The organism is Anabaenopsis elenkinii CCIBt3563 (assembly GCF_015245355.1).
GTDB classification, from domain to species: domain Bacteria; phylum Cyanobacteriota; class Cyanobacteriia; order Cyanobacteriales; family Nostocaceae; genus Anabaenopsis; species Anabaenopsis elenkinii.
The window spans coordinates 1,586,542-1,610,573 of sequence record NZ_CP063311.1; the positions used below are offsets into that span (position 1 = coordinate 1,586,542).

At 41.4% G+C, this 24,032-nt stretch carries 20 protein-coding genes and 1 pseudogene; 10 read left to right on the top strand and 11 right to left on the bottom strand.

Going from position 1 to position 24,032, the window contains the following annotated elements; translation table 11 throughout:
• Nucleotides 1-93 precede the first annotated feature (93 nt).
• Nucleotides 94-774 carry a HEAT repeat domain-containing protein gene (locus IM676_RS07155; RefSeq protein WP_200989563.1) on the top strand — a complete coding sequence of 227 codons (681 nt, stop codon included), beginning with the start codon at nucleotides 94-96 and terminating at the stop codon, nucleotides 772-774.
• 47 nt (nucleotides 775-821) lie between these two features.
• Entirely contained in the window at nucleotides 822-1,382 is a 561-nt protein-coding gene (locus IM676_RS07160; protein WP_200989564.1) for a phycobiliprotein lyase, read from the top strand.
• A 172-nt stretch (nucleotides 1,383-1,554) separates the two neighbouring features.
• Here IM676_RS07160 and IM676_RS07165 read toward each other — a convergent pair whose 3' ends face one another.
• Nucleotides 1,555-3,027 carry a site-2 protease family protein gene (locus tag IM676_RS07165; protein ID WP_200989565.1) on the bottom strand — a complete coding sequence of 491 codons (1,473 nt, stop codon included), beginning with the start codon at nucleotides 3,025-3,027 and terminating at the stop codon, nucleotides 1,555-1,557.
• Between the two features lie 246 nt (nucleotides 3,028-3,273).
• A complete protein-coding gene (locus tag IM676_RS07170) occupies nucleotides 3,274-3,471 on the bottom strand; it encodes a transposase (RefSeq protein ID WP_200989566.1) in 198 nt (65 codons plus the stop codon).
• Between the two features lie 58 nt (nucleotides 3,472-3,529).
• Here IM676_RS07170 and IM676_RS07175 point away from each other — a divergent pair, with 58 nt between their 5' ends.
• Together IM676_RS07175 and IM676_RS07180 are read left to right on the top strand one after the other, a co-directional pair.
• Entirely contained in the window at nucleotides 3,530-4,867 is a 1,338-nt protein-coding gene (locus IM676_RS07175) for an RNA-guided endonuclease InsQ/TnpB family protein (RefSeq protein ID WP_200990114.1), read from the top strand.
• Between the two features lie 87 nt (nucleotides 4,868-4,954).
• Nucleotides 4,955-5,799, top strand: a pseudogene (locus IM676_RS07180) (transposase); the annotation flags it as partial.
• 65 nt (nucleotides 5,800-5,864) lie between these two features.
• Here the strand turns inward: IM676_RS07180 and IM676_RS07185 are convergent.
• Complete coding sequence (locus tag IM676_RS07185; protein ID WP_200988292.1) at nucleotides 5,865-6,890, bottom strand: IS4 family transposase; 1,026 nt, start codon at nucleotides 6,888-6,890, stop codon at nucleotides 5,865-5,867.
• Between the two features lie 263 nt (nucleotides 6,891-7,153).
• On the opposite strand from IM676_RS07185, the gene IM676_RS07190 reads away from it, so the two are divergent.
• The gene (locus IM676_RS07190) at nucleotides 7,154-7,843 is read left to right on the top strand and encodes an MBL fold metallo-hydrolase (RefSeq protein ID WP_200989567.1); all 690 of its coding nucleotides are present in this window, start codon (nucleotides 7,154-7,156) and stop codon (nucleotides 7,841-7,843) included.
• 97 nt (nucleotides 7,844-7,940) lie between these two features.
• Here IM676_RS07190 and ctpA read toward each other — a convergent pair whose 3' ends face one another.
• Nucleotides 7,941-9,197 (bottom strand): carboxyl-terminal processing protease CtpA, encoded by a 1,257-nt coding sequence (gene ctpA / locus IM676_RS07195; RefSeq protein ID WP_200989568.1) that lies wholly within the window; start codon nucleotides 9,195-9,197, stop codon nucleotides 7,941-7,943.
• Between the two features lie 375 nt (nucleotides 9,198-9,572).
• Between ctpA and petB the strand changes: the two genes are divergently transcribed.
• The 4 genes from petB (at nucleotide 9,573) to IM676_RS07215 (ending at nucleotide 12,229) form a co-directional block, all read left to right on the top strand.
• Complete coding sequence (gene petB, locus IM676_RS07200; RefSeq protein ID WP_200989569.1) at nucleotides 9,573-10,220, top strand: cytochrome b6; 648 nt, start codon at nucleotides 9,573-9,575, stop codon at nucleotides 10,218-10,220.
• A 239-nt stretch (nucleotides 10,221-10,459) separates the two neighbouring features.
• Nucleotides 10,460-10,942 carry a cytochrome b6-f complex subunit IV gene (gene petD, locus IM676_RS07205; RefSeq protein ID WP_200989570.1) on the top strand — a complete coding sequence of 161 codons (483 nt, stop codon included), beginning with the start codon at nucleotides 10,460-10,462 and terminating at the stop codon, nucleotides 10,940-10,942.
• Between the two features lie 329 nt (nucleotides 10,943-11,271).
• Nucleotides 11,272-11,709 (top strand): ATP-binding protein, encoded by a 438-nt coding sequence (locus tag IM676_RS07210; RefSeq protein ID WP_200989571.1) that lies wholly within the window; start codon nucleotides 11,272-11,274, stop codon nucleotides 11,707-11,709.
• 142 nt (nucleotides 11,710-11,851) lie between these two features.
• Nucleotides 11,852-12,229, top strand: coding sequence for a hypothetical protein (locus IM676_RS07215; RefSeq protein ID WP_200989572.1), 378 nt, complete (start codon nucleotides 11,852-11,854; stop codon nucleotides 12,227-12,229).
• Between the two features lie 119 nt (nucleotides 12,230-12,348).
• Here the strand turns inward: IM676_RS07215 and IM676_RS07220 are convergent, their stop codons facing one another.
• From IM676_RS07220 to petM, 7 genes are all read right to left on the bottom strand, one after another.
• Nucleotides 12,349-14,979 (bottom strand): DNA polymerase III subunit alpha, encoded by a 2,631-nt coding sequence (locus tag IM676_RS07220; RefSeq protein ID WP_200989573.1) that lies wholly within the window; start codon nucleotides 14,977-14,979, stop codon nucleotides 12,349-12,351.
• Nucleotides 14,980-15,128: 149 nt separating this feature from the next.
• Complete coding sequence (locus tag IM676_RS07225) at nucleotides 15,129-18,545, bottom strand: ATP-binding protein (RefSeq protein ID WP_200989574.1); 3,417 nt, start codon at nucleotides 18,543-18,545, stop codon at nucleotides 15,129-15,131.
• A gap of 398 nt (nucleotides 18,546-18,943) precedes the next feature.
• A complete protein-coding gene (locus IM676_RS07230; RefSeq protein ID WP_200989575.1) occupies nucleotides 18,944-19,309 on the bottom strand; it encodes a DUF2237 family protein in 366 nt (121 codons plus the stop codon).
• 33 nt (nucleotides 19,310-19,342) lie between these two features.
• Entirely contained in the window at nucleotides 19,343-20,050 is a 708-nt protein-coding gene (nblR, locus tag IM676_RS07235) for a response regulator transcription factor NblR (protein ID WP_200989576.1), read from the bottom strand.
• A 104-nt stretch (nucleotides 20,051-20,154) separates the two neighbouring features.
• Nucleotides 20,155-21,072: an NAD(+) kinase gene (locus IM676_RS07240; RefSeq protein ID WP_200989577.1), complete on the bottom strand. Its 918-nt coding sequence runs from the start codon at nucleotides 21,070-21,072 to the stop codon at nucleotides 20,155-20,157.
• 123 nt (nucleotides 21,073-21,195) lie between these two features.
• Nucleotides 21,196-22,200: an SDR family oxidoreductase gene (locus IM676_RS07245; protein WP_200989578.1), complete on the bottom strand. Its 1,005-nt coding sequence runs from the start codon at nucleotides 22,198-22,200 to the stop codon at nucleotides 21,196-21,198.
• A gap of 172 nt (nucleotides 22,201-22,372) precedes the next feature.
• A complete protein-coding gene (gene petM / locus IM676_RS07250) occupies nucleotides 22,373-22,477 on the bottom strand; it encodes a cytochrome b6-f complex subunit PetM (protein WP_010998885.1) in 105 nt (34 codons plus the stop codon).
• A gap of 361 nt (nucleotides 22,478-22,838) precedes the next feature.
• On the opposite strand from petM, the gene pdxA reads away from it, so the two are divergent.
• On the top strand, nucleotides 22,839-23,897 hold the full coding sequence (pdxA, locus tag IM676_RS07255) for a 4-hydroxythreonine-4-phosphate dehydrogenase PdxA (protein ID WP_200989579.1): 1,059 nt from the start codon (nucleotides 22,839-22,841) through the stop codon (nucleotides 23,895-23,897).
• The last annotated feature ends 135 nt before the right edge of the window (nucleotides 23,898-24,032 follow it).

Here is a 24,032-nt window from a genome sequence, read left to right on the forward strand (position 1 = left end):
GCAATAGTACCAAACTCCTAAGTGGCCATGGTGACAACATGAAAAGGGAAATCAGTTACAGTAAAGATAAATAAACAAAGCCCTTTAAAATAAATGGTTGCTATACCCTTAGAGGAAATCTCTACTCAACTAGAAAGTCCCAATTTACGCGATCGCATGGTAGCCCTAGCTAGCTTGCGTCATATATCAGCGGAAGACGCAGTACCCTTAATTAAAAAGGTATTGAATGACGAATCACTGCAACTGCGCTCTATGGCAATATTTGCCCTGGGAGTGAAACCCACAGATGAATGTTATGAAATTTTAGTAAAAATTCTGGAAAATGACCCAGATTATGGTATACGTGCCGATGCAGCTGGAGCTTTAGGATATTTGGGTGATGCTAGAGCCTTTGAGGTGCTGGTGAGGACTTTTTATGAAGATACTGATTGGCTAGTGCGCTTTAGTGCTGCTGTGTCCTTGGGAAATATCAAAGATCCGCGGGCCCATGATGTTTTAATTGAGGCATTGAATAGCAGTGAAACAGTATTACAAGAAGCCGCAATTTCCGCACTAGGGGAAATACAAGATATTGATTCTGTAGATAGTATTCTGCGCTTTGCTCAGTCAGATGATTGGTTAGTGCGCCAACGTCTGGCGGAAGCCTTAGGAAATCTTCCTACTACTAAGAGTATTTCTGCTCTAAAATACTTAGAAAAAGATCGGCATCCCAACGTTGCACAAGCGTCGAGGATTTCCCTGGGAAAGCTGGAAAAACAAACCTTAAAAGCTTAATCTCAACCCAGGGATGTTCATCCTTTTGTTACAGGGTAATTTCATTTATGAATATTGAAGAATTTTTTGAGTTGAGTGCTGGTAAATGGTTTTCTCACCGTACTAGTCACCATTTAGCCTTTAAACAATCTGAAGATGGTAAATCAGACATCTTAATAGAGAGTCTAGCCGCCAATCATCCAGAGGTGATCAAACTGTGTGAACAATACGAAATTGCTCCTAGTAAAGCCTCCTGTGGTGCTAGAGTTACCTGGAATGGTACCATGGAATGGGACGAAGAAAAACACATCGGCTCTACTGTCTTAGTTACCGTCCCGGATGAGAATAATCCCCATGAAGGTAAACTACTACGGGAAATGGGTTATGCCGAGAAAGCCCCCGTCGCTGGAACCTATAAAATGGGTAGCGATGGGGCTTTAACTCTGTTGACAGAGTATGAAACCATGTCTAGTGAAGAACGTTTATGGTTCGCTAGTCCGAATTTACGGATGCGGGTGAGTGTCCTCAAGCGTTTTGGTGGCTTTAGTATGGCTTCCTTTACTTCGGAAATCCGTATGGGTGGATCACCTACCAAAGCATCAGAAACAGCCAATTCCGCATCTAGTTAGTTCTGTTACTCGTTTCTCCTTCGAGGTTATACTTTACCTACATCTTTCTTAACATTCTTGAAAAGCTTATAAAATAAGGATTTCGAGATGTGAAAAATGCACCCCTCTTGACAAAAAGTAATAGATAGCCTCGAAGGACATGGTTTAGCGGTGAGGTCTTTTGAGGAGGATGTCACATTTGTAACAAGTTGGACAGCATCTGGGGTAGTGGTAGGACAATAATTACTAACAATCCCATTGCCATTAACCCCAAAATGTCACGTTTATTATCCAGTTCCGTCACATCATTCAAAGCCGGTTCATCAATCAAAGGTATAAATAATAAAATAATTGCCCACAGCAAAAATCCTGACTGCACTAAAGACAGTAGTAATAGTAATAAACGGGAAATTTGACCGATGACCATGGCGCTTCTTTGTCCAAACATCGCATGAACAATGTGACCCCCATCTAATTGTCCCACAGGCATCAAATTCAAGGCTGTAACGATTAGACCGAGAAAACCGGCTACGGCCACGGGATGAAGGTTAATTGCTGATGTTGAGGTTAACTGGTTCCCTAATGCTAATTTAGAGAGTAATGCTAATAAGATTGAGGATTTGGGGTTGAGTGCTTCCGGGTTGAAAAGTCCTGCTTGGTCGGTGAGAGGAACCAATTCCGAATTAATCAACCCCCAGAATAGTATAGGTAGAGTGATGAGAAAACCTGCCAATGGCCCAGCAATGCTGACATCAAATAAAGCTTTGCGGTGAGGAACAGGACTGCGCATTTGAATAAATGCGCCAAAAGTGCCTAAAAATAAGGGCAGAGGAATAAAATAAGGCAGGGTTGCCCGAATTCGGTAGTATCGCGCCGTGAAATAATGACCCAGTTCGTGAACGCCCAAAATAGTCATCAGACCTAAAGAGTAGGGTAATCCTTGCCAGAATATCCTGGGGTCAGATACTAGTTGTTGTGGGTCAGCCCCGGCAATGCTAGACCCTACTAAAGTAGTAGTAATTAAAGTGGCTACTAGCAAAAATAAAGCGAATCCTGGGCGTGTGATCTTCTGCGGCTGACTAGGATTTCTCGCTGCTTGAGTGTTAGGTACAAGCACAAAGAAAGGTTTACCGTTGAAACCTTCTTGAAAAATCAGTAGAAAGCGATCGCCAAATTCCGCTTCTATATTAGCCTTAATCTGCTGATAAGCTCGAGTAGGTGTGGTTCTGATCTGACCCCGACAGATAATAGCCTGGGGTCTGTATTCAATGTTGTGGATGTAGTATACAGACCAGGGAAAACAATTTCTCAGTTGAATTTCTTCGGTTGGTTCAATGGGTCGCACTGGTAATGGTTCTACGGTAGGATGGATGGCCGATTGTGATCTAATATCTTGAGGTTGAGTGGGTGTATTTTTGGTTTTTCTTCGGCCCTGTTCCAACAACACCCAGTATAACAGAACGCAGATAATTGATGGCCAAATAATCAGTGGTGATGGCGGCGGTTGTTGTTTTCCATAAATCACAGTCCATCCGCTCAATATCAAAGCTGGAGTCATTAACACCAGCCACAGCAACCAGACTGGTGTCTGGGTGATATGAGCGACGCTGCGCTGCACTATCAGATAAGTAACTATTCCCAGTAGGAGAAGGAACCAAAATGTCATGTGATCTTCAGTAATTTGGCAAAAATGTCCCGGTCACCGGTGGTCACCATAGCCTTCTCCTGGGGAGACCCTGCTTAGTAAACACACCCGCGGACTTTGAACCCAAGTCGATAACAGTTAACAGAAGTTCATTATTAATTTAACGCTAACACGAAAGTCCCTACCTTCAGCGAAGCGGCGCATCTTGAGATTGTATATATTGCTTGATTTTCTCAATTTGAAGCAACAAGTAGAAGCAACATAATATCAACTCGACCAAAAAACAGGTTTTCTATAAAAAGTAGATAGATATTCTGAAAATTCTTTTTGGATAATCCTACTGGATGCTGATTTCAAGCTGCCTACAAAAGAAGATAAATTGTTATCTGAATGAAAATCAACTACCAGATGAACATGGTCTACTTCTGGTGAAAATTCAATTAGTCTGCACTTGCTAGTAAACATATAATACAATATATCAAAATACCTTCAGGAGGAAAATAAATCAGTGGCGACGAGGCGGATGACTTTCAGGCTATACCCAAATAAGCAGATAGAACAGTATTTGAGGTATCACCGAAAGCTTCACAAAGACCTTTTTAACGCTGCTGTATACAACAGATTTAATCAATATCAAAGATTCAACCATAACGTTGATTATTTTGAGCAACAAAATTGTTTACCTGCGTTCAAAGAAGTGTGGACAGAGTATAAAGAAATCAACTCTCAAGCTCTGCAAGCCACATTAAAACGGGTAGATTATGCTTTTGAACGTTGGTTCAAAGGTTTAGGTAATCGTCCTAAATTCAAATCAATTTTACATTATTCAGGTTGGACATATCCCGCTAAATCTGGGTATTCAGTAGAATCCCACGGCGAAAATGGGTATTTGAATCTGTCTAAAATCGGACGTATTCAGATGCGGGGTAAAGCTAAGTATTGGGGAACTCCCACTACTTGTACTATCGTTTATCGTTATGGTAAATGCTACGCATCGATCACTGTAGATGTTTTAAACCAAGTTCTCAAGCCAGAAATTTTACCAACTGGTGCTGTTGGTATAGATATAGGTTGTAATGCAGCATTGTCAATTACTGATGGTCAGAATCATCAGCAGATTGAGGCTCCTAAGTTTTTGAGAACCGCTGAACATCAAATCAAGAAAGCATCCCAGAATAAAAGACGAAAACGCGCACCAAATAGAACCAAAAAAATTAAGGCTTCTAGGAGATGGAAAAAAGCTCAATCAAAGGTTAGTAAACTAATTCGTCAAGTTGCTAACCAGCGTCAAAATTGGGTACATCAAGTTGCAACAGACATTGTACGCGGTAATAGCTTCGTTGCAACTGAGAAACTAGAAGTCAAGAACATGACCAGTAAAGCTAAAAAAGGCAAGGGTAAGAAACAAAAAGCAGGTTTGAATAAATCAATACTAGATGTTGGTTTTGGAATGCTTCGCAGTACCATCAAGTACAAAGTTGAGCAGATCGGTGGTGTGTTTGTAGAAGTTCCCACCAAGAAAGTAAAGCCTAGCCAAACCTGTCCTAAATGCGGTCATCAACACAGGAAAACACTTGATATGAGAGTGCATAATTGTGTTGTTTGTGGTTATATACAAGACAGAGACATTGCTGCTGCACAAGTAATGCTTTACTGGGCAAAAGGAATTCTACCGGAGTCAGGAACTGGCTTCGTAGTCGCACAGTCGTCTAGCTCTACCACATCTACCAGTAAGCATAAGCTTGCTGGAGCGATGCGGCAACTAGGAGCAAAGAAGCGACAAAAATCTACAGAAAGTTTTGCTAAAAACGAACTGAGGGAGGTAGAAACCCACAGTTCAGGCCAAGCCAACTGTGGGTAGTTCATAAAGAATAGGAGTTACGCATTGACAGAATAACAAAATAGTGAATTGATAAATATAGGTCGTCTACTTGCTAGGTATCAGACAATTAGAAAAATCACGAAACCATCCACAGCGCAATGCAATCTAGACCTATACACCTTATTTTTACTGTCAGAGCCAAAGTTTGGGGGGTGCAGTAGGTTAGCAGAGATATTAGGAGACGTTTCACATGATAGTGTGAATCGCTTTTTATTGAGAGAGCGATATGAACCGAAAGATTTATTCAACATTATAGAAAAAGTTATTAACTTGGTAGGAGGAATACTAAGTGTAGATGATACAGTGATATTCATGGTAATTCAGTGCCAATAAATTACAGAATATATGATAAAAAGGAGGGAAAAACAAAAAACGATTATTTTAGAGAAATGGTAAGTGAAATAATAAGCTGGGGAGTCAAACCCAGAATTGTAACAGGTGATAGTTGGTATTCAGGAGTAGAAAATTTGAAATTCCTAAAAAACCAGAAATTGGGTTTTCTCTTCGGAATTGAAAAAAATAGAACTGTTTCAAATGAGCCACACAAGTATTGTCAAGTAAGCACTCTGGCTATTCCCGAAGAAGGATTAAGGACTCATCTGAAAGAATTTGGATTTATAAAGTTGTTTAGGAAAGACTTTAAAAAAGAAGACTCTAGACACTATATTTTGTATCTTCCAGATGAGGAAAGAATCGAGGATATAACTAGAAATGAATTTATGACAATTCATGATACTCATTGGGGAATTGAAACCTTTCATCGAGCCATAAAACAAGTATGTGGAATTTGTCGGTTCATGGTTAGGGATACTCATGCAATTAAGACTCACATCTTTTGTTCACTTCAAGCTTTTGTTAAGTTGGAGTTTATGCGCTCTGAAAAAATAATTAGCAATTGGTATGAAATCAGAAATGTTGAATGTCTTTACAAAACTTTACATAATTCTGTATAGTAGTCTTATCAAGGGTGAAAATGTCAACATAGCATAATATCTTCCATCCAATGGACGTAACTGATTTGTTGACACATACAGGCTTGGAGATAGCGAAATTTATCTAATAACTTATCACCCCATTCTTTAGGAATAGAGACGAGTCCTAAAATTAGATAAGCGATGAGACTTGCATACAGTTGAATCGCAATACCATTCACATTTTTAGTAATTAATTTATCCAGCTTCAAGTGCATCTTTAAGAACTTCCATAACAGTTCGACTCCCCATCGACAGCGATAAATATCCCGGATATCTTCATCTGTCACTGGTGCTTCTCCATCGGCTGGTAAATTAGTAACCAACCGGAATTCTACTTCAGTTTCTAAGTCACAAAAATTAATCACTCTATAAGCTTTAGCATCTTTAGCTGAACCAATTTTTACTAGTCCAGTTTCTGAATCAGGCTCTAGTTTCCAATTATTTTTTATTCGTAAAACAAAATACTTACTAGCTTGGTTTAATTCGTCGATAAAATTTAATCCGGCGAAGCCCCTATCCATTACTCCAACAGCATCTGCTGGCAATTTAGACATCATTTTTGAGCCAAACTTATAATCATGTTTATGCCCAAAATTGATGAAATTATCCTCTGGAATTCCCGTGGCAAGATTGAGAGAACTAAAAAGCTTTACTTGGTGATGACCTAACACCCATAGTAATTTACTTGTCAATGTGATGACGGTTGAATCAATTGGACATATTGCGTATTTATTATGTAACTTCTTCTGGGCTTTTTTCTGAATTAATTGATTTAATTGCTGATATATTTTTTGGAATGGTTCTTGGCTTCGATGTGTGTTGGCTTTGGAGAATGTGCCAATATTCACGCTAAACCCTGTATGATTTAATCTTTTAAATAAATCCCGCATACTCGTTAAGCTATTATCCAGTGCATAAGCTAGCCAACACTCCACGAACAGACGGCTATTCAATACCGGATAATCGTTTTTTGGTAATGGGCTGAGGATGTCTTTGACAATCTTCGGAAATGAATTTATAATCGTCATTAAACAATACCTTTTAGATAGCTAGCCCAAATTTTAATATATTTTGGGCAATTTTTATACCCTCTTTCTTAACATTCAACACTTGTGGTATGAAATACAACGGAATCTGTTTACTTTAGTTGTACGTGAGCATATTTTTGCTAATCTTAATAGCGATCGCATGATCTAGATATCATAGATCATATTTTTTGTCAATGCGTAAGTCCTAAAGAAGTTCAATTCGTCAGCTAATTTTTCACACTCCTCAGTTTCGGTTTTTGCCCATGTGCCCCTTACCTCAACAGCCTAATCAAACAGCCAAGTCACCACGTCCGGTACTAGATGGGATCTTTGCCTTTCCACCCAACAGGGACACATTAGGGGGAACCTCTTATCTTATTTTAGGAAAGGAAGGTAATATTCTCATAGATTCTCCGGCTAATGACCCCATAAATCAAGATTTTTTGCGATCGCATGGTGGGGTGCGCTGGTTATTTCTGACTCATCGAGGTGCTATCGGTAAAACAGCACAAATTCAGCAAACCTTTAGTTGTGAGGTCCTGATTCAAGAGCAAGAAGCCTATTTATTACCTGGACTAACCCTTACCACCTTTACCCAGGAATTGAGACTCAATTCCACATCCGAAGTGATTTGGACATCTGGACATTCTCCGGGTTCATCTTGTCTCTACTACAGTGATTTTGGGGGTGTGTTATTTTCCGGTCGTCATTTAGTGCCTAACTCCACAGGGGAGCCGGTAGCTTTTCGCACTGCGAAAACCTTTCATTGGCCCAGACAAATAAAAAGTTTGCAATTACTGCGAGAAAGGTTTACACCCGAAACACTCCAGTACATATGTCCCGGGGCTAACACAGGTTTCCTCAGAGGAAGATATGTCATAGATAATGCTTACCACCGCCTTGTTAGTGCCTGTATTAGCCTGAGTGTTTCCCCTGAATCAAGCAATAGTTGAGAAGCATCAACAGAATATATACCCGTAACAGTATGTTAATTAATCAATGATTTGCCCGCATTCTGGAAGGAATCGGGTATTTAGCTGGAAATTTGTGTCACTTAACCCCAGTATCTACCCCAGCAAATACAGAATTTGTCTTGAATAATTCCAGGGCCCCTTGATATTGCAAATCCTCCGGGGTAGCAATTTGTGCGCGGGTAATTGATGCTTGGGAAATCACCTGATCTGGGGTAATTCCCAATTTATTAATATCCCGATGTGATGGTGTTTCGTACTTAGCAATTGTCACTGCCAAGCCAGAACCGTCGGATAATTCAAATAGAGACTGAATTAGACCTTTACCAAAAGTAGTTTCCCCCACCAAGATAGCACGATGGTTATCTTGCAGCGCCCCAGCCAGAATTTCACTAGCGCTGGCAGTACCTTTATTGACTAAAATCACCAGAGGGTCATCTGTCAAAGCTGGGCCAAAGGATTCAAAACTGCCCTGAATGCCCTGGCGATTTACGGTGTAAACTATGGTACCGGAGTTCAACCACAGACGGGCAATTTCAATTCCTGATTGTAATAATCCCCCCGGATTATTACGTAAATCTAAAATATAGGCAGCCGCACCTTGTTTCTCTAAACTAGAAATGGCATGGGCTAATTCCATAGAGGCGTTAGCATTGAATTGGGTCAGACGCAGGTAACCAATGGGGGTACCTTGGGGAGACAACCTCAGTTGTGCGACTACAGGATTAAGCTCAATGCGATCGCGCACTATTCTTACCTGTTGTTCTCCGGTACCATCTCGTGAAATCAAAAGTGTGACAGAACTACCAATCGGACCGCGCATTTTAGCCGCCGCCTCGTCAAGAGTTAAATTTTCTGTAGAAATCCCTTCAATTTTCACAATGCGATCACCTGGTTTAATACCTGCTAAATCTGCAGGGGAATCCATAATAGGAGTCACAACTTCCAGCTTTCCGGTTTCAGGATTGATGGCGATTTGCAACCCCACCCCAGTCAGTTCGCCGGAAGTATTCACCTGCAAACTGCGGTATTGCTCGGGGTCTAAAAACCGCGTAAACGGATCCCCCAGAGTTTGGAGCATTTTCCGAATAGCCCCATAAGCTGCTTCTTGGTTCTTGAGTGGCTTCTCCAGAATCTTTCGCCTCACCTCAGACCAGTTTTGATGATTAAATGTCTCATCTAGATAATTGCGGTTGACAATTCGCCAAACTTCTGAAACTAATTTTTGTTCATCGGTTAAAGCGGTGGCTGATGGCATAAAAGTGCCTATTACCAAGCAAAAAGCCACTAGCAGTGAAAATCCTAGCCGAAAAACCCGTTTTTCCATGAACCCCATTTTCAAAATCCACCTGCTCCCAAATTTGCCAAAAAATACTGAGGAAAAATGCCTATTTACATCATCCTTGATGAAATCTATATCTCAACTATGTTACGTTTTTTATAGAACTGGTGCATTCCTCTCATCAAGTTCTTGCTAAAACTGATGGGTTCCATTGCACCCAGCAAAGGATAAGATCGACTTGGTAGCCAAGCACTTGTGGTGTTAGCTTGCCAAGACAAGGCAATATATTCCATATTTACAGAGTGTTAAGTTTCACGAAAAGTCTTATCACTTTGCTCAAAACCAAACTAAATCCCCTTTGTGAAAATCCCAAAATAGTTAATTGGGAGATAAATCAACCGCAACCGATTTTTAGGAACTTCAGATTGTATGGCCAACGTGTATGACTGGTTTGAGGAACGCCTAGAACTTCAGGCCCTCGCCGATGACGTAACTAGCAAGTATGTCCCTCCCCATGTAAATATTTTTTACTGCTTGGGCGGAATTACCCTAGTTTGCTTTCTAATTCAGTTTGCAACTGGATTTGCAATGACTTTCTACTACAAGCCGACTGTGACTGAAGCTTATGCTTCGGTACAGTACATTATGAATGAGGTCAATTTCGGTTGGCTGATCCGCTCCATCCATCGCTGGTCTGCCAGCATGATGGTGTTGATGATGATTTTGCACGTTTTCCGAGTATACCTCACAGGTGGTTTCAAAAAGCCTCGGGAATTAACTTGGGTCAGTGGTGTGATTCTCGCAGTCATCACTGTTTCTTTTGGTGTTACAGGCTACTCCCTACCTTGGGACCAAGTTGGTTACTGGGCGGTAAAAATCGTCAGCGGCGTACCAGAAGCAATTCCGGTGGTTGGCGTTTTTATTTCCGATATGTTAAGGGGTGGTTCTAGTGTTGGTCAAGCAACCCTGACTCGTTACTATAGCGCTCACACCTTTATACTACCCTGGTTAATTGCGGTGTTCATGTTGTTCCACTTCTTGATGATCCGCAAGCAAGGTATTTCCGGTCCTTTGTAATGGTTTGTAATGGAATGAAGGCACAATGGGAAAAGGCGACAGCTTTGAGTTCCTAGATGCAAATGTTTGTTTTAAACTTATGAGAAATCAGTAATTAATCTCTCATAAGCGACAATAAAAACAAAGGTTTGGATTTGAAGCTCAAAGCTGTAGACACCCTCCCCGCTAGGGTAAGCCTCATAGCTCATGGCTTTCACAAATGCTTTAACTGAATTTGAGCAGGAGAGCGTAATTTAAATATGTCCACGCAGAAAAAACCCGATCTGAGTGATCCTCAGTTAAGAGCTAAACTCGCCAAAGGCATGGGTCACAACTACTATGGTGAACCGGCTTGGCCTAATGACCTACTGTATGTATTTCCCATTGTGATTATGGGTTCATTTGCTTGTATTGTGGCTCTAGCTGTGCTAGATCCAGCAATGACAGGTGAACCAGCTAATCCTTTCGCCACACCCCTGGAAATTTTACCAGAGTGGTATTTGTATCCTGTATTCCAGATTTTGCGATCGCTTCCTAACAAACTTTTAGGAGTGTTAGCAATGGCTGCTGTACCCCTGGGATTAATCCTCGTTCCCTTTATTGAGAACGTGAATAAATTCCAAAATCCCTTCCGTCGTCCAGTGGCAACTACAGTGTTCCTATTTGGTACACTAGTAACTGTCTGGCTAGGTATTGGTGCTGCTTTACCATTAGATAAATCTTTGACATTGGGATTGTTCTAAACTAAGTAGCAAAGGTTCTGTGACACCTGTAGTTTGAAGATCATCGTGCAAAATAAGCAGTTGACGGTAGAAGGCTAACTGGCTGGGAACTACCGAACCGCTCAAATGTGATTGGACAGTTGCTGATAATTTTGCCGGATGTTATTTTCAAACTTACAGGTGTCAATGTAAAAATCCACGCAAAACAGCTGATGGGCAAGGGGATATCAGACAGGGTAGGCCTGCGATCGCTGCTTGAACCCAAAATCAACCCAAAATTAACCCAAAATTAATCCCCCGTCATTTATGCGGGGGAGTACCTCAAGGAAATTATATTCAAGTCAAGGTCAATGCTTAGCATAGTGCAGCAAGACCATCTGGCGGTAAAGAGCGAACTCAAGCTCCTAAACTACGTACAACAATGGTTTGACCAATTTTCTCTGACATATTTGTCTCAATTGGGTTGGTCACAAAGCCAACTTTATCGCCTCAACTTAGCATTAGCAGAGGGTTTTACCAATGCAGTTCGTCATGCCCATAGTACCTTACCACCAGAAACTACCATCGAAATTGAAGTGAGTCTGTGGATTGATAGACTGGAAATGAGAATTTGGGATCAAGGAAAACCTTTCAATCCTGATGCGCTCACAGAACCACAGCCAGGTACACTCCAAGTAGGTGGATATGGATGGTTTCTGCTGCGACGATTGGCTGACCATGTTGTCTACGAACGCAGTGCAGATGGTAAAAATTGTTTACTAATACTCAAATATGCGCGAGAAAACTAGATATTTTTACCCTGGAATCGCGTATCAGCCTATAGTTCCAAAACTCAATTAATATTTCTTGACCTTTGGTGGTAGACCATGGGCTTTTGACCTACTATTAAAATCGCTATCCTAGAGGGAGAGCAAGAAAATAATTTCAAAAATGAGCCTTAAATCTTTGCAATTGAGTCTGGAAAAACTGCGACCTTGGCTGACTATGTTAGCAGTTTTCTGGTTGCTAGCATCACTAGGCTTAGGCTGGCTGGTAAATTCGTTGTTAATTATCTTTGGTTTGCTGTTATTTATACCAGTTGTCGCCTTCTTCGCCTTTCGCTGGTGGCTACAACGCAATTTAGTAACTGACCAATGTCCCGTGTGTAATTATGAATTTTCAGGTTTAAATAACACTCAGTTGCAGTGTCCTAATTGTGGAGAGAAATTGTCAGTAAAACAAGGACATTTTGAGCGCTTCACACCAGAAGGGACAATTGATATTCAAGCTGTCGAAGTCCCAACTAAATCACTAGAAGAACAAAAGTAGCCCAGTTGGATACTCTATAAGCATCTCCAGGTAGATGAATTAAAGCCATGAGCAAGCAATCTTCTAGAGTACAACCAGACAGTCAATGAAGTCAAAATTTTCACAATAAAATTTTATCCTCACTCTGGTAAACCTGGAACTTGCAGCAAATCTAATTCCCGTGTAAAAATTTCGTCAATGGGTAACATTTGCCCATCAGAGGTCATAAACTTGTGGTCTTTTGTTGCCCGAATTATTGAACCATCTTCTAAAGTATATTCAAATAGTTCTTGTTCTCCCCGATTATGCCACTGTGCAATAGGTTGGGTATAAACATTACCATGAATATCAACACTATAAACATGACATTCTTGATATTTCTCCACAATTTCCCCAATGGGAATCAAGCCATATTCTACCGTTAACACCTCCGTATCATAGCTTAAACAATATTCGGCAAAATTTAACATTTGCTGAAACAATTCCTCAGCTACCTGTTTTTTAACTCCATTCCTCGCCGCCCCATCCACAAACTTTTCTCGCTGCTTTTGCATTTCTGCAACCTTCTTCTTACCCATAGCGCGGCGCAGTAAGTCAGCTTGTCCTAAAGAATATCCAGCCATATCTTGAGCAATTTTCATAATTTGCTCCTGATAAACCATAATTCCATAGGTTTCGCTCAGGATAGGTTCGAGAATAGAATTTTGGTAATCAATCACCTCTCGCCCATGTTTACGGTTAATAAACTTAGGAATTAGTCCTGCATCGAGGGGACCGGGTCGATAGAGGGCCAAAATAGAAGAAATATCTTCAATATTAGAAGGCTTTAAATCTCTAACTATCTGACGCATCCCCGAAGATTCTAATTGAAATATTCCTTCTAAATCCCCAGCTTCTAAAAGTTCATAGGATTTTTTCACATCTTTGGGTAAAGTTGTATGTTCACCCTTAGCTAATATTTTTTGAGATTTTCTTTCTTGACCTGTAATCTCATCTGGGTTAATGCGATAACCTCTGCTTTGTTCAATTAAATCAATGGTTTTTTGAATCAGGGTCAGGTTGCGTAACCCCAGAAAATCCATTTTTAACAAACCCAGTGATTCCAAGTCTTCCATAAAATACTGGGTAATCACCGAACCGTCATTATTCCTTTGCAGTGGGACAATTTCATCCAAGGGGTCAGCAGAAATCACCACCCCAGCAGCGTGAACACCAAAAGTTTTGTTAGTTCCTTCAATTCGCATCGCCATATCAACCCAATGGCGGACTTGCGGATCATTATCATATTTTTCCTTAAACTCTGGTGCTGGGGTTTGTTCAGAAATCATCACCTTGAGTTTAGTGGGTTTACCCCGGACTACGGGAATTAATTTCGCCATTTTGTCGGATTCCCCATAGGGAATATTCAACACTCTGGCAACATCTTTTAAAACAGCTTTAGAAGTGAGTCGGTTAAAAGTAATAATTTGAGCAACCCTATCTTTACCATATTTTTGGGTTACATATTCAATTACTTGATCGCGTTTTTCAATGCAGAAATCTGTATCAATATCAGGCATCGATTTACGTTCTGGGTTCAAGAATCGCTCAAATAATAAACCATGATGTACTGGATCTATGTTAGTAATTCTCATGGCATAAGCCACCAAAGAACCAGCAGCGGAACCCCGACCAGGACCAACAGGAATGTTATTATCTCTCGCAAATTTGATGTAATCCCAAACTACTAAAAAGTAGGTAGAAAACCCCATGGTCTGGAGCATTTTTAATTCATATTCTAATCTTTCTCTATAGACTGGTTCAACTTCGCTGCGGGATTTGCGGTTTAAACGTTCTAATAGTCCTTGCCAGGCTACTTCTTCAGCGTAAGTGTCGGGAGTATGGCCTGAGGGTATGGATGGTGTGGGAATCTGAGGTTCACCCATAATATTATAAACTCCCACTTTATCAGCAATTTCTTCAGTGGTGCTGATAGCTTCATCAATGACATCATGTGGTAAATGGTCACGGAATAAAAGTTTCATTTCTGCGGCGGATTTGAGGTATTCTGTGCCGCTATAACGCATCCGTTTATCTTCACTAATTAGCTGTCCAGTTTGAATACATAGTAAAGCGTCGTGTGCTTCGACATCAAAACAAGATATAAAATGAGAATCATTAGTCGCAATAAATTTGATTCCTAATTCCCGGGCAATTTTAACAATTTCTACATTCACAATGCGGTCTTCTTGAGATCCGTGGTCTTGGATTTCTAAATAGTAATCATCACCAAATACTTCTTGATACCACTTGGCAATTTTCCGGGCTATCTCTGGCCTACCACTCAGAATTGCTTGGGGTATTTCTCCACCCAAACAGGCACTAGTGACGATTAAACCTTCATGATATTGTTTAAGTATATCTTTATTAATACAAGGACGAGAAAAAATTCCCTTACCTTGTACCCCTTCCAGGTGGGAAATTGTGGTAATTTTAACTAAGTTTTTATAACCTTGAGTATTTTTAGCTAAAACGACTTGATGATATTTGGGGCGGCGTTCTTGTTTGGTAATGTCGCCGTTGATGATATACATTTCGTTGCCAATAATTGGCTTAATGTTTTTACTGCGGCAGATTTTAATCAATTCTACAGCACCATACATGACACCATGATCAGTCAGGGCGATCGATTTCATCCCCAGAGCAATGGCTTGATCGACCAATTCTGGTAGCTGACTGGCTCCATCGAGCAAACTATAGTCACTGTGAATATGTAATGGTACAAAGGACATATAAGTCTCCAAGCTCAAACTGATAGTACTGCAATATACCATTTAATTTCGATTTACCAGACTAGCCACCACTGTAGCTAACTCTTCGGCTGCAATGGGTTTAGGCTGGATCTGATAACCTTCTTGAATAGCTCCCAGAAATAACCCCCTTATATTTCTAAGAACAGTGGTATTTTCACCGTAAAAGTTGCACCTTGTCCTTCCCCCCCACTCTCTGCATGGACAGTACCGCCATGCAATTCTACTAAATGTCTCACAATTGCTAGGCCTAAACCTAACCCGCCATAGGAGCGGGTACTGGAACTATCCGCCTGGAGAAAGCGGTCAAAAACATAAGGTAGAAACTCAGGTTTAATACCAATACCTGTATCCCGGACTTGAATTTGAGCATAGCTAGTCATGGTTCGGGGTAAATTTTGGTGCTCATCAATACTATGGGAAAGTAGAACTTCTACCCTACCCCCTGTAGGGGTAAACTTAATGGCATTAGAGAGTAAATTCCAGATAATCTGTTGTAAACGCTCCATATCACCGGCCACTACAAATCTGGAATGATTTGGGTCTATTTCCTGGGAAGAAATCACGGTAAAACTCAAATCAATTTCTTTGGCTTGGGCGGCTAACTTGACTGTTTTCATCGCCAACTCAATTAGGGGAGCCAAATCGTAAGTACAAACATTGAGATACAACTGTCCCCTAATCATGCTGGAAATATCCAGCAAATCTTCTATAACCTGAGCTTGGTTCCTAGCATTGCGCTCAATAGTTTCCATCGCCTTGGCCATTTGAGTGTCGCTGAGTTTGCGAGCTCGTAGCAGTTGCACCCAGCCGAGAATTGCATTCAGGGGCGATCGCAATTCATGGGATAATATACCCAGAAATTCATCTTTCATGCGGTTGGCTTGTTGCAGTTGCTCTGTTTGCTGCTGCAAAGAAGCAATTAAGCTCGCCCGTTCCATGGCCACTGCTATTTGGTCGCAAACTGCTTGCATCATCGCCCTTTGATTCTCACTAAAAGAACAGCAACTGCGGCTACCAAAACAAAGAGTACCCAAAAGCCGTTCCGATGCTATTAACGGGTAACTATAACAAGCTTTCACCCCTAAATTCCGAATCAATTCCGTTTTTGGGTCAGTGGATTCCTGAACATTTTCTAGATAAATAGGACGGCGTTCTTGGGCGACAGCACCGCACACCGATTGACCTAATTGCAACCATTCATATTTTTTAGCCTCCTCCTCAGAACAGCCTGTAAAAGATGCTAGGCGGATCACCTGATGGTTTTCCTCAACTAAATAATTAAAGTAAACATCTAAACCAATCTGCTCCGCCAGTTTGTGGTAGAAGCTGTCAATCAGTGCTACGGGTTGCTGACTAGATAACAAATCACTGGCTGTGTTAAACAGCAGCTGTAACCTTTTGTAACTTAATACTTGCGCCTTTTCAATTTCCTTAAGATTGGTAATATCTTGAAACCCTGCTACACAGGTAGCTGGATGACCGTGCATTGCTGGTATAGTATCACCAAATATTAGTATAGAGCGCACCCGGTCGCCGGTGTGCCAGTTGATTTCTAATCCATCTAAACGTTCTCCCCTGGCTACCCGCGCCCCAGGTATTTGGTGGTTAGGAATGGGATTTCCCTCCAAATCTGTGCAATAGTATACTGTGTGATACTCTTCTACTGGTACTCCTGTGGGAAACATACCCCCCGCTAATTCATCAGCAGCTCGATTAGCAAAGGTGACGTGACCCGTTTCCGGGTCTACAAATAGTAATGGTAGAGGCATCAGATTTAAGACGTCTTCTAGCCATTTTTGCTGATTGTGAACTGCTTCCTCTATCTGCTTCCGCTCTGTAATATCTAAAAATGCCCCAACACTACCTCTACTGTTACCCTGTTCATCAAACAACGGGGCGACATACTGCAACAACTTGAGAATTTTGCCATCTTTATGTATTACCTCAACTTCAGAGTCTAAAACTGTAACACCATGAGCAGCAGAATATTGCATAGGTAACTCTTCTGGTGATAGTTTTCTACCCTCGCGGCAAACTTGAAATTCTGGGGGTTGTTCTTGACTAAGGATACTCATAGCACCATGTTCACCTGGTGATATCCCTAATTGTTGAGCAAGACAGGGGTTAATTCGCATAGTTTTACAGTCTGCATCTTCAGCAATACCAATACCAATAGGAATGACCTGAAATAAAGTTTGCAATTCGGTGATCCGACGTTGTAAATCTTGATTAAGTTGTACTATTTGTTCTCTTGCTTGCTGGCGTTCGCTTAAGTCCAGAATCAACGCCACTGATTCTTGTCGGTTCTCCCCCAGCAACACGTAACCCACTAAAACCGGAATCCGCCGACCATCTTTGTGAATGTATTCTTTTTCATAAGGTCTACAAGCACCTCGGGGATTTTCCTGGGCTTGGGCAATACCTTGCCTATCTAAGTGGCGATACTCTGGTGGTGTGATATTTCGCGAATTTAATTTACCTGTGAATAAATCCTCACGGGTGTAGCCAATCATCTGTAGAAATGCATCGTTGGCTTGGTGAATACCACCATACACATCACCAAACTTAATACCAATGATGTTAGCATCCACAAAAGTTCTCAGTTTTTCTTCCTGTGCTTTGAGCCGCTTTTGTGTCTCAGAATGTTCTCGTTCTATACGTGATATTACTGCTGTAGTTTGCCAAATCAAAATCGCAAAAATCACTATTAAGATAATGGCAAATAAGGATATAGCAAAAGCAGAACCGTATTTCCCAGCTAATTGACCATGGAGGATTAACCAGCCTATAACTAATGGTAGAGTTATAGCTGCCGGCAAAAAACGACGGGCTATCAAGCCACCATAGGTATCACTCATTACTACTGCCATAAATGCTTGATTCGGACGTGCCCAGAGAATACCTATACAAAGCACAATGAACTTTAGTGCTGTATGTAATCCCATTGATGTTGTATGTGATGGGGTCGTGGGTAACAATCCTACTTGATAGATATAGCCGATAAGTACCTGTGCGGAAATTACTAGTACCATCACTGCTAAAATTTGAACATACCAAAAATTACGCTGATTTGGCGAATGGGCGGAAATTTCTAGAGCTATACCCAGAAATATAAAGTTTAAGGCACTATTCAACCCCATTCGCCCCGGAGGGGATGTTAATACTGCACTTGTTTGCTCCTGGAATAGTAATTCATCAATACCAAAGTTCCACCCGAATAAATACTGAGCTAGGGTGAGTAAACCAATTAAGGTAACAGATGCTGCACAAATTCGCGAGCAGGGTAAGTAACGGTTAGTATCATTACCACCTTTATTTTGTTCTATCTGCGATCTCCATAGAGATATACCAGAGAGGACAAAGCATAAAGCTGTATTAGGCTTCATTGTTACTAGACTCGTATTACCGCAGGTTTTCATGAATTCGATGTCGAAACACCAGCCAAACAGCACCAAAACACCGACTAATATTGTGATCGCACTTGCAACTTGTACCACTCGTAAGCTATCTAAGCTTGGCAGCAGCCAGCGGTTAAAATTTAACATTAAGTTTTACCACCTAACTGTCTAGCGTAGTCATTGTACTTAGTTCAAAGAAATAAAACCTCACCTACATAACTAAAAAATTGTTAGTTAGGCTATGTACTGTTGAGATATTTTTTATCTATCTATAGGCATATTTTTGAAATGACACAATCTACATTAGAGAAGAATAGATACAAAAACATCTATCTTGAAACATAATTTTAAAACATAAAATCATGAAAAAATATATCCTGGGTCGGTTGTGAGCAGTCAGGGATTTGCTGATTATGTTATTTCTAGTCTAATTATTTAGTATTAATAAACACTTTATTATGCCTGTGATCAATAAATAGGGGCAATTGATTAATTGCCCCTGGGAGTATATTATTAATTTAATTTTGACGTTTCTAGGTCTTTAGCTACATAAGGGCGTGTTTTTGCAAATCCTCTAGTGAACAGACTTCCAAAGCTCTAGAATGGGTAGCGCCAAGCACAACAGGGGGGGCGACACCAGCATCTAAAGCTTCTTGCCAACGGGCTGCACATAAACACCAGCGATCGCCTGGTCGTAGTCCGGGAAAATTAAATTGGGGAACGGCTGTACTCAAGTCATTCCCCTGGGATTTAGTAAACTCGAGAAATTCTGCTGTAACTTGGGCGCAAACAACATGCATCCCGAAATCCTGACCACCTGTATTACAAAAGCCATCGCGGTAATAGCCAGTCATGGGAGATGTACAGCAACTCTCCAGGTTGGTTCCTAGTACGTTTTTTGCCTGTGCCATAGTCAATTTTTAATTTTTGTAGTAATTTTCAGATTAAGACTCCCGTAATACATATCCTACGCCGCGCACTGTTTGAATCAAACGCTTATGACTCCCATATTCGATTTTCAGGCGTAAGTAGCGAATGTATACCTCTATAACATTGGACTCACCCATAAAGTTGTAACCCCAAACATTTTCTAAAATTTGTTCGCGGGTTAATACTTCCCGGGGATGTTCCATTAAGAATTTTAATAGTTCAAATTCTTTCATTGTCAAGTCAATTGACCGTCCGTTATGTATGGCCCTACGGGTAGCGACATCTAAAACCAAATCCCCAAAACGTAACTGTTCGGTGGTTTCAACATCGGGCTTTAGGTACAGGTGAATTAACTTTAAAAAATCTTCCGAGCGATAAGGCTTGAGGACATAATCATCAGCGCCAGCTTCTAAACAAGCCACCCGGTCATCTACTGTATCTCTGGCCATGAGTACCAGCACAGGGGCGCACATCCCAGCATTTCTGAGTTTTTTACACAATAAGAGTCCTGATTCTCCTGAGAGCATCCGGTCTACAACAATTAAAGCAGGTGGCTGATGGCTTTGCCCACTAGAGGCATCACGGCAGTATTGTAAAGCGCTAGCCGCATCATGAGCTAAAATCACCTCATAACCGGCTTCTCGCAAATCAAAGCCCAGCTGATTTGCTAGACTCTCATCGGTTTCAATCACCAGAACACAGGGATTGTGAGCAATTGTCATACAGGATATACAGATTAATAGTGAGCTGTGAGCCAGTAATTAAGATAGATACAATTTTTATCCCGGATTTCCTGTGGCCGATGATTCCTAGTAATTGATGGTTACTAAGGTAGCTCTACCGATGTCGGTTTGGCGATATGTGGTAGACCCCAACCGAGCTTTTCTCGCAAAATGCGGAAAAATTCCGGCGGTTGCAGACGAATGAACCGGACACTGTAGCGCGATCGCTCTAAATATACCCGATCTTCTGGGAAGATATAACATCCCCCATTACCATCTACTACCATCACCAGCCGGGGAATATTGACTGGGTAAATGTTGACTGTTTCTGTATCTGGAAATACTAATGCCCTCGAAGCTAGGGAGTGGGGGCAAATGGGTACTAACTGCAAGACAGGTACACCAGGAGTGATCACTGGACCCCCGGCACTTAATGAATATGCAGTAGAACCCGTGGGGGTAGAAACTATAATACCATCTGCTGCAATATCTACTGGTGCATGTTGCCCCACAGCAATTTCAAAATGGCACATAGAGGTTAAAGGTTCTCGATGCAACACCATTTCATTTAAGCAGAGGGCTTCCCAAAGCACGGACTGACCGCGAAACACTTTCACCGTCAGCATAGCTTGTTCTTCTAGGTCAAAATCACCCGCCATCACTTGCTCTATAGCCCGAGGGAGTTGACTAACATAAGTTTCCGTCAAAAATCCCATATGACCAGTATTCACCGTTAACAGGGGAATACCAGTGGGGGCAACCTGACGGGAAGCCGCTAAAACAGTGCCATCTCCCCCTAGTACCACAGCGAACCTCATTTCTGAGTCGAACCCGGGGGGAGTCAGTCCATCAATGGGGGTGTGGCATACAGGACTTTCTGGACTAGAGTAGCCCAATATACCACCCATACTCGTGGTGGTAATGACATCCCAACCAGCACAGGTAAATTGATCTTGCAGTTCCATAGCGATGCGACTCGCTATCGGTTTAACGTTATTGTAAATAATGCCTGCTTTCGGCACACTCAAATATCCAAGTTTAGGCGATGCTTTTTACTTCTGTCATCCTGACATATTTTGGACACTGTAGTCATGAGTCTCTCAAAAAAATGCCCATGAATCACCAATGAACAAGAACCAACGTTTTTATTGACTGTTAACTTTGGAAGACTGCTTAAATGGAGTCTTTTTAGACTTCTCTTTTTTCTTTTTGGATTTATTTTTTTCGTAGTCTAGCTCTTTGAGCTTCTTCATGATGCGACTGAAATAATCCTGTAGGTAGCTTTCCACAGTGGTGGTTTGTTCCTTGTCTAACCCCAATACCTGATAGACCTCATCCATGGGAGCATTTAACGGTTTACCGCTAGCTAAGACTTCTGTAAATTCCAGCCTGTCGGCAACATTCCACCCCCACTGAAAGAAGCGGATAAATCGCCGCACTGTCCGCAGCAGGTTAATTGGCATTTTGGTGATTCTGGCTTCTTTTCCAGATAAACGCTCACACAGGTTAATAATTTCCTCTGCGCTCCAAGGGCGAGTACCTACCACAGGAAAAGCTTGTTTCTGGGTTTCTGGGACGCTCAAACTGCGAATAGCAAATTTAGCGATGTCCTGAGTATCCATATAAGCCACAGGGGAAGAATTACTAGTTACCCACACTGGTTGATTTTCCAAAATGGGGATACCATATTGGCCGATTAAGCCTTGCATAAAGCCAGCCAAACGCAAAATTGTGTAGTTTATACCAGACTCAACTAAAAACAGTTCTGTACACCGCTTAATTTCCATCAGTGGTACTTGTGGATACTGATCTGCATCAAGAATAGAAAAGAATATAAAACGTTCTACACCCGCCGTTTTTGCGGCTTGAATTAATGCCACCTTACCATCCCAATCCACTTGTTTAATAGTCAGTGAATCTGTAGCACGAGATGTCGCAGCATCAATGACTGCCGTCACACCTTCCAAGGCTCCTGTAAGGCTTTGGGGGTTACACAAATCCCCTTTGACTAATTCAGCACCCCATTCTTTGAGAAATGCCGCTCTTTTGGGACTCCGCACCAGACAGCGTACTTTATGCCCCTCATCGATAGCACGACGAGCCACTTGTCTTCCTAATGTGCCAGTGGCACCGACAATTAATAAAGTCATGAGGTTAGTAATAAATTTTTAACTTTTATGAAATGAATCTTAACAGAATTAGCTGTGTAAACAAAAGTTTACATTATTTTCATTTATTTATTGAATCTTGGCAGGTCTGGGAAGGGGGAAACCAGAGAACTTAATTCTTGGTCTGACTCCCAGTACCCCCATCCTGTGAGGATTACTCCTCTGCGCCCTGGATTTTCAGTAATAAAGCACCTAAGGCCCAACCGACAAAGATTAAACCGAAAGACAACAGCGCTGCATTCAGAAGTTCGCCGCTCATGAGTGTGATTCTCCTTTACGAATGGTTGATGATCAGTTTTGCTCAACTGGGCTGCTTTCACCAGATTGAGTCATAACTCAAATCTAATTTTCGCCAGTGCGATCAAAAAATGCTCACAATTGTGCACATTTTTTTGGCTTTTACTCAGAAGTGTTACCACTATGCTGGTCAACCAGTTGAGAAGACCAAGGCATAGGCAGTAGCGCATATTCAGGTAAACTAGTCTACCAGAAGCGCTATCAAGGCTTGTTTTTCATGAGTCCTGTGTAAATAATTCTAAACCACTTTGATGATCAATCCCTAATTATCCCTTGGTGGCAGTTCCTGGATTGCAGTTTTACTTAATATTTTTTTGTATTAAATGAGTCAAAATAAAACAGTAGAAGGATCACAAATAAATCCCCCGCGTTTGGCGTTAACACTGGGAGACCCGGCTGGAATCGGACCTGAGGTAATTTTAAAAGCTTTGGCTGAACCAGCTATCCGTCAAAAATATGACGTAACAGTTGTGGGTAGTAGAGATTTACTGTTAGGGGTTTATCAACGGATTAACACCATTGATTTAGCTCATCCAGATGAGTTACAAGTCCTGGATGTGCCATTACATGGTGTAAATAAAGATAATATTATTCTTGGTCAGGGTAATGCCGCTAGTGGTGCTGCTAGTTTTGCCTATATGGAATATGCGATCGCCAGCACATTGTCGGGTAATTTTGATGCTATTGTCACCGGACCGGTTGCTAAATCTGCTTGGAAGTTGGCAGGTTACAATTATCCCGGACAAACCGAACTTTTAGCCGCAAAAGCTGGGGTTGACCGCTTCGGGATGTTATTTGTCGCCCGCTCTCCTCACACTGCTTGGACACTCCGCACCTTACTAGCCACCACACATATTCCCTTAAGTCAAGTAGCCCATACATTAACACCAAAGTTATTGACAGAAAAATTAGATTTACTAGTGAAGTGTTTAGAAGAAGATTTCGGCTTAAAAACCGGCAGAATAGCGATCGCCGGTTTAAACCCCCACAGTGGGGAAGAGGGACAACTGGGAACTGAAGAACAAGAGTGGTTAATTCCCTGGTTAGAACAAGAGCGGCAAAATCGCCCCCATTGGCAGCTACAAGGACCCATACCACCTGATACCATGTGGGTTAAGCCGGGTCTGGCTTGGTATGGTTATACTTCTGTTCACAATGCCGCCGATGGTTATTTGGCACTTTACCACGACCAAGGCTTAATTCCTGTCAAATTGATGGCTTTTGAACGAGCCGTTAACACTTCTATTGGTTTACCATTTGTCCGCACTTCCCCGGATCATGGTACAGCATTTGACATTGCAGGTCGGGGCATTGCTGACGCTACAAGTATGAAAGCAGCTATAGAGTTGGCAGCAGAATTAGTGATAACACGTAGAACATAGAGGATACTCTATGGCTAAACTATAGACGATTGATTATATAAGAATTAATTAGAGTAAAGATTATAGATTAGTCTAATTATGTAATTCCTTTTTGGCCAGAAAAAAGGTAAACTAGAAAAATTAAAGAAAAATAAA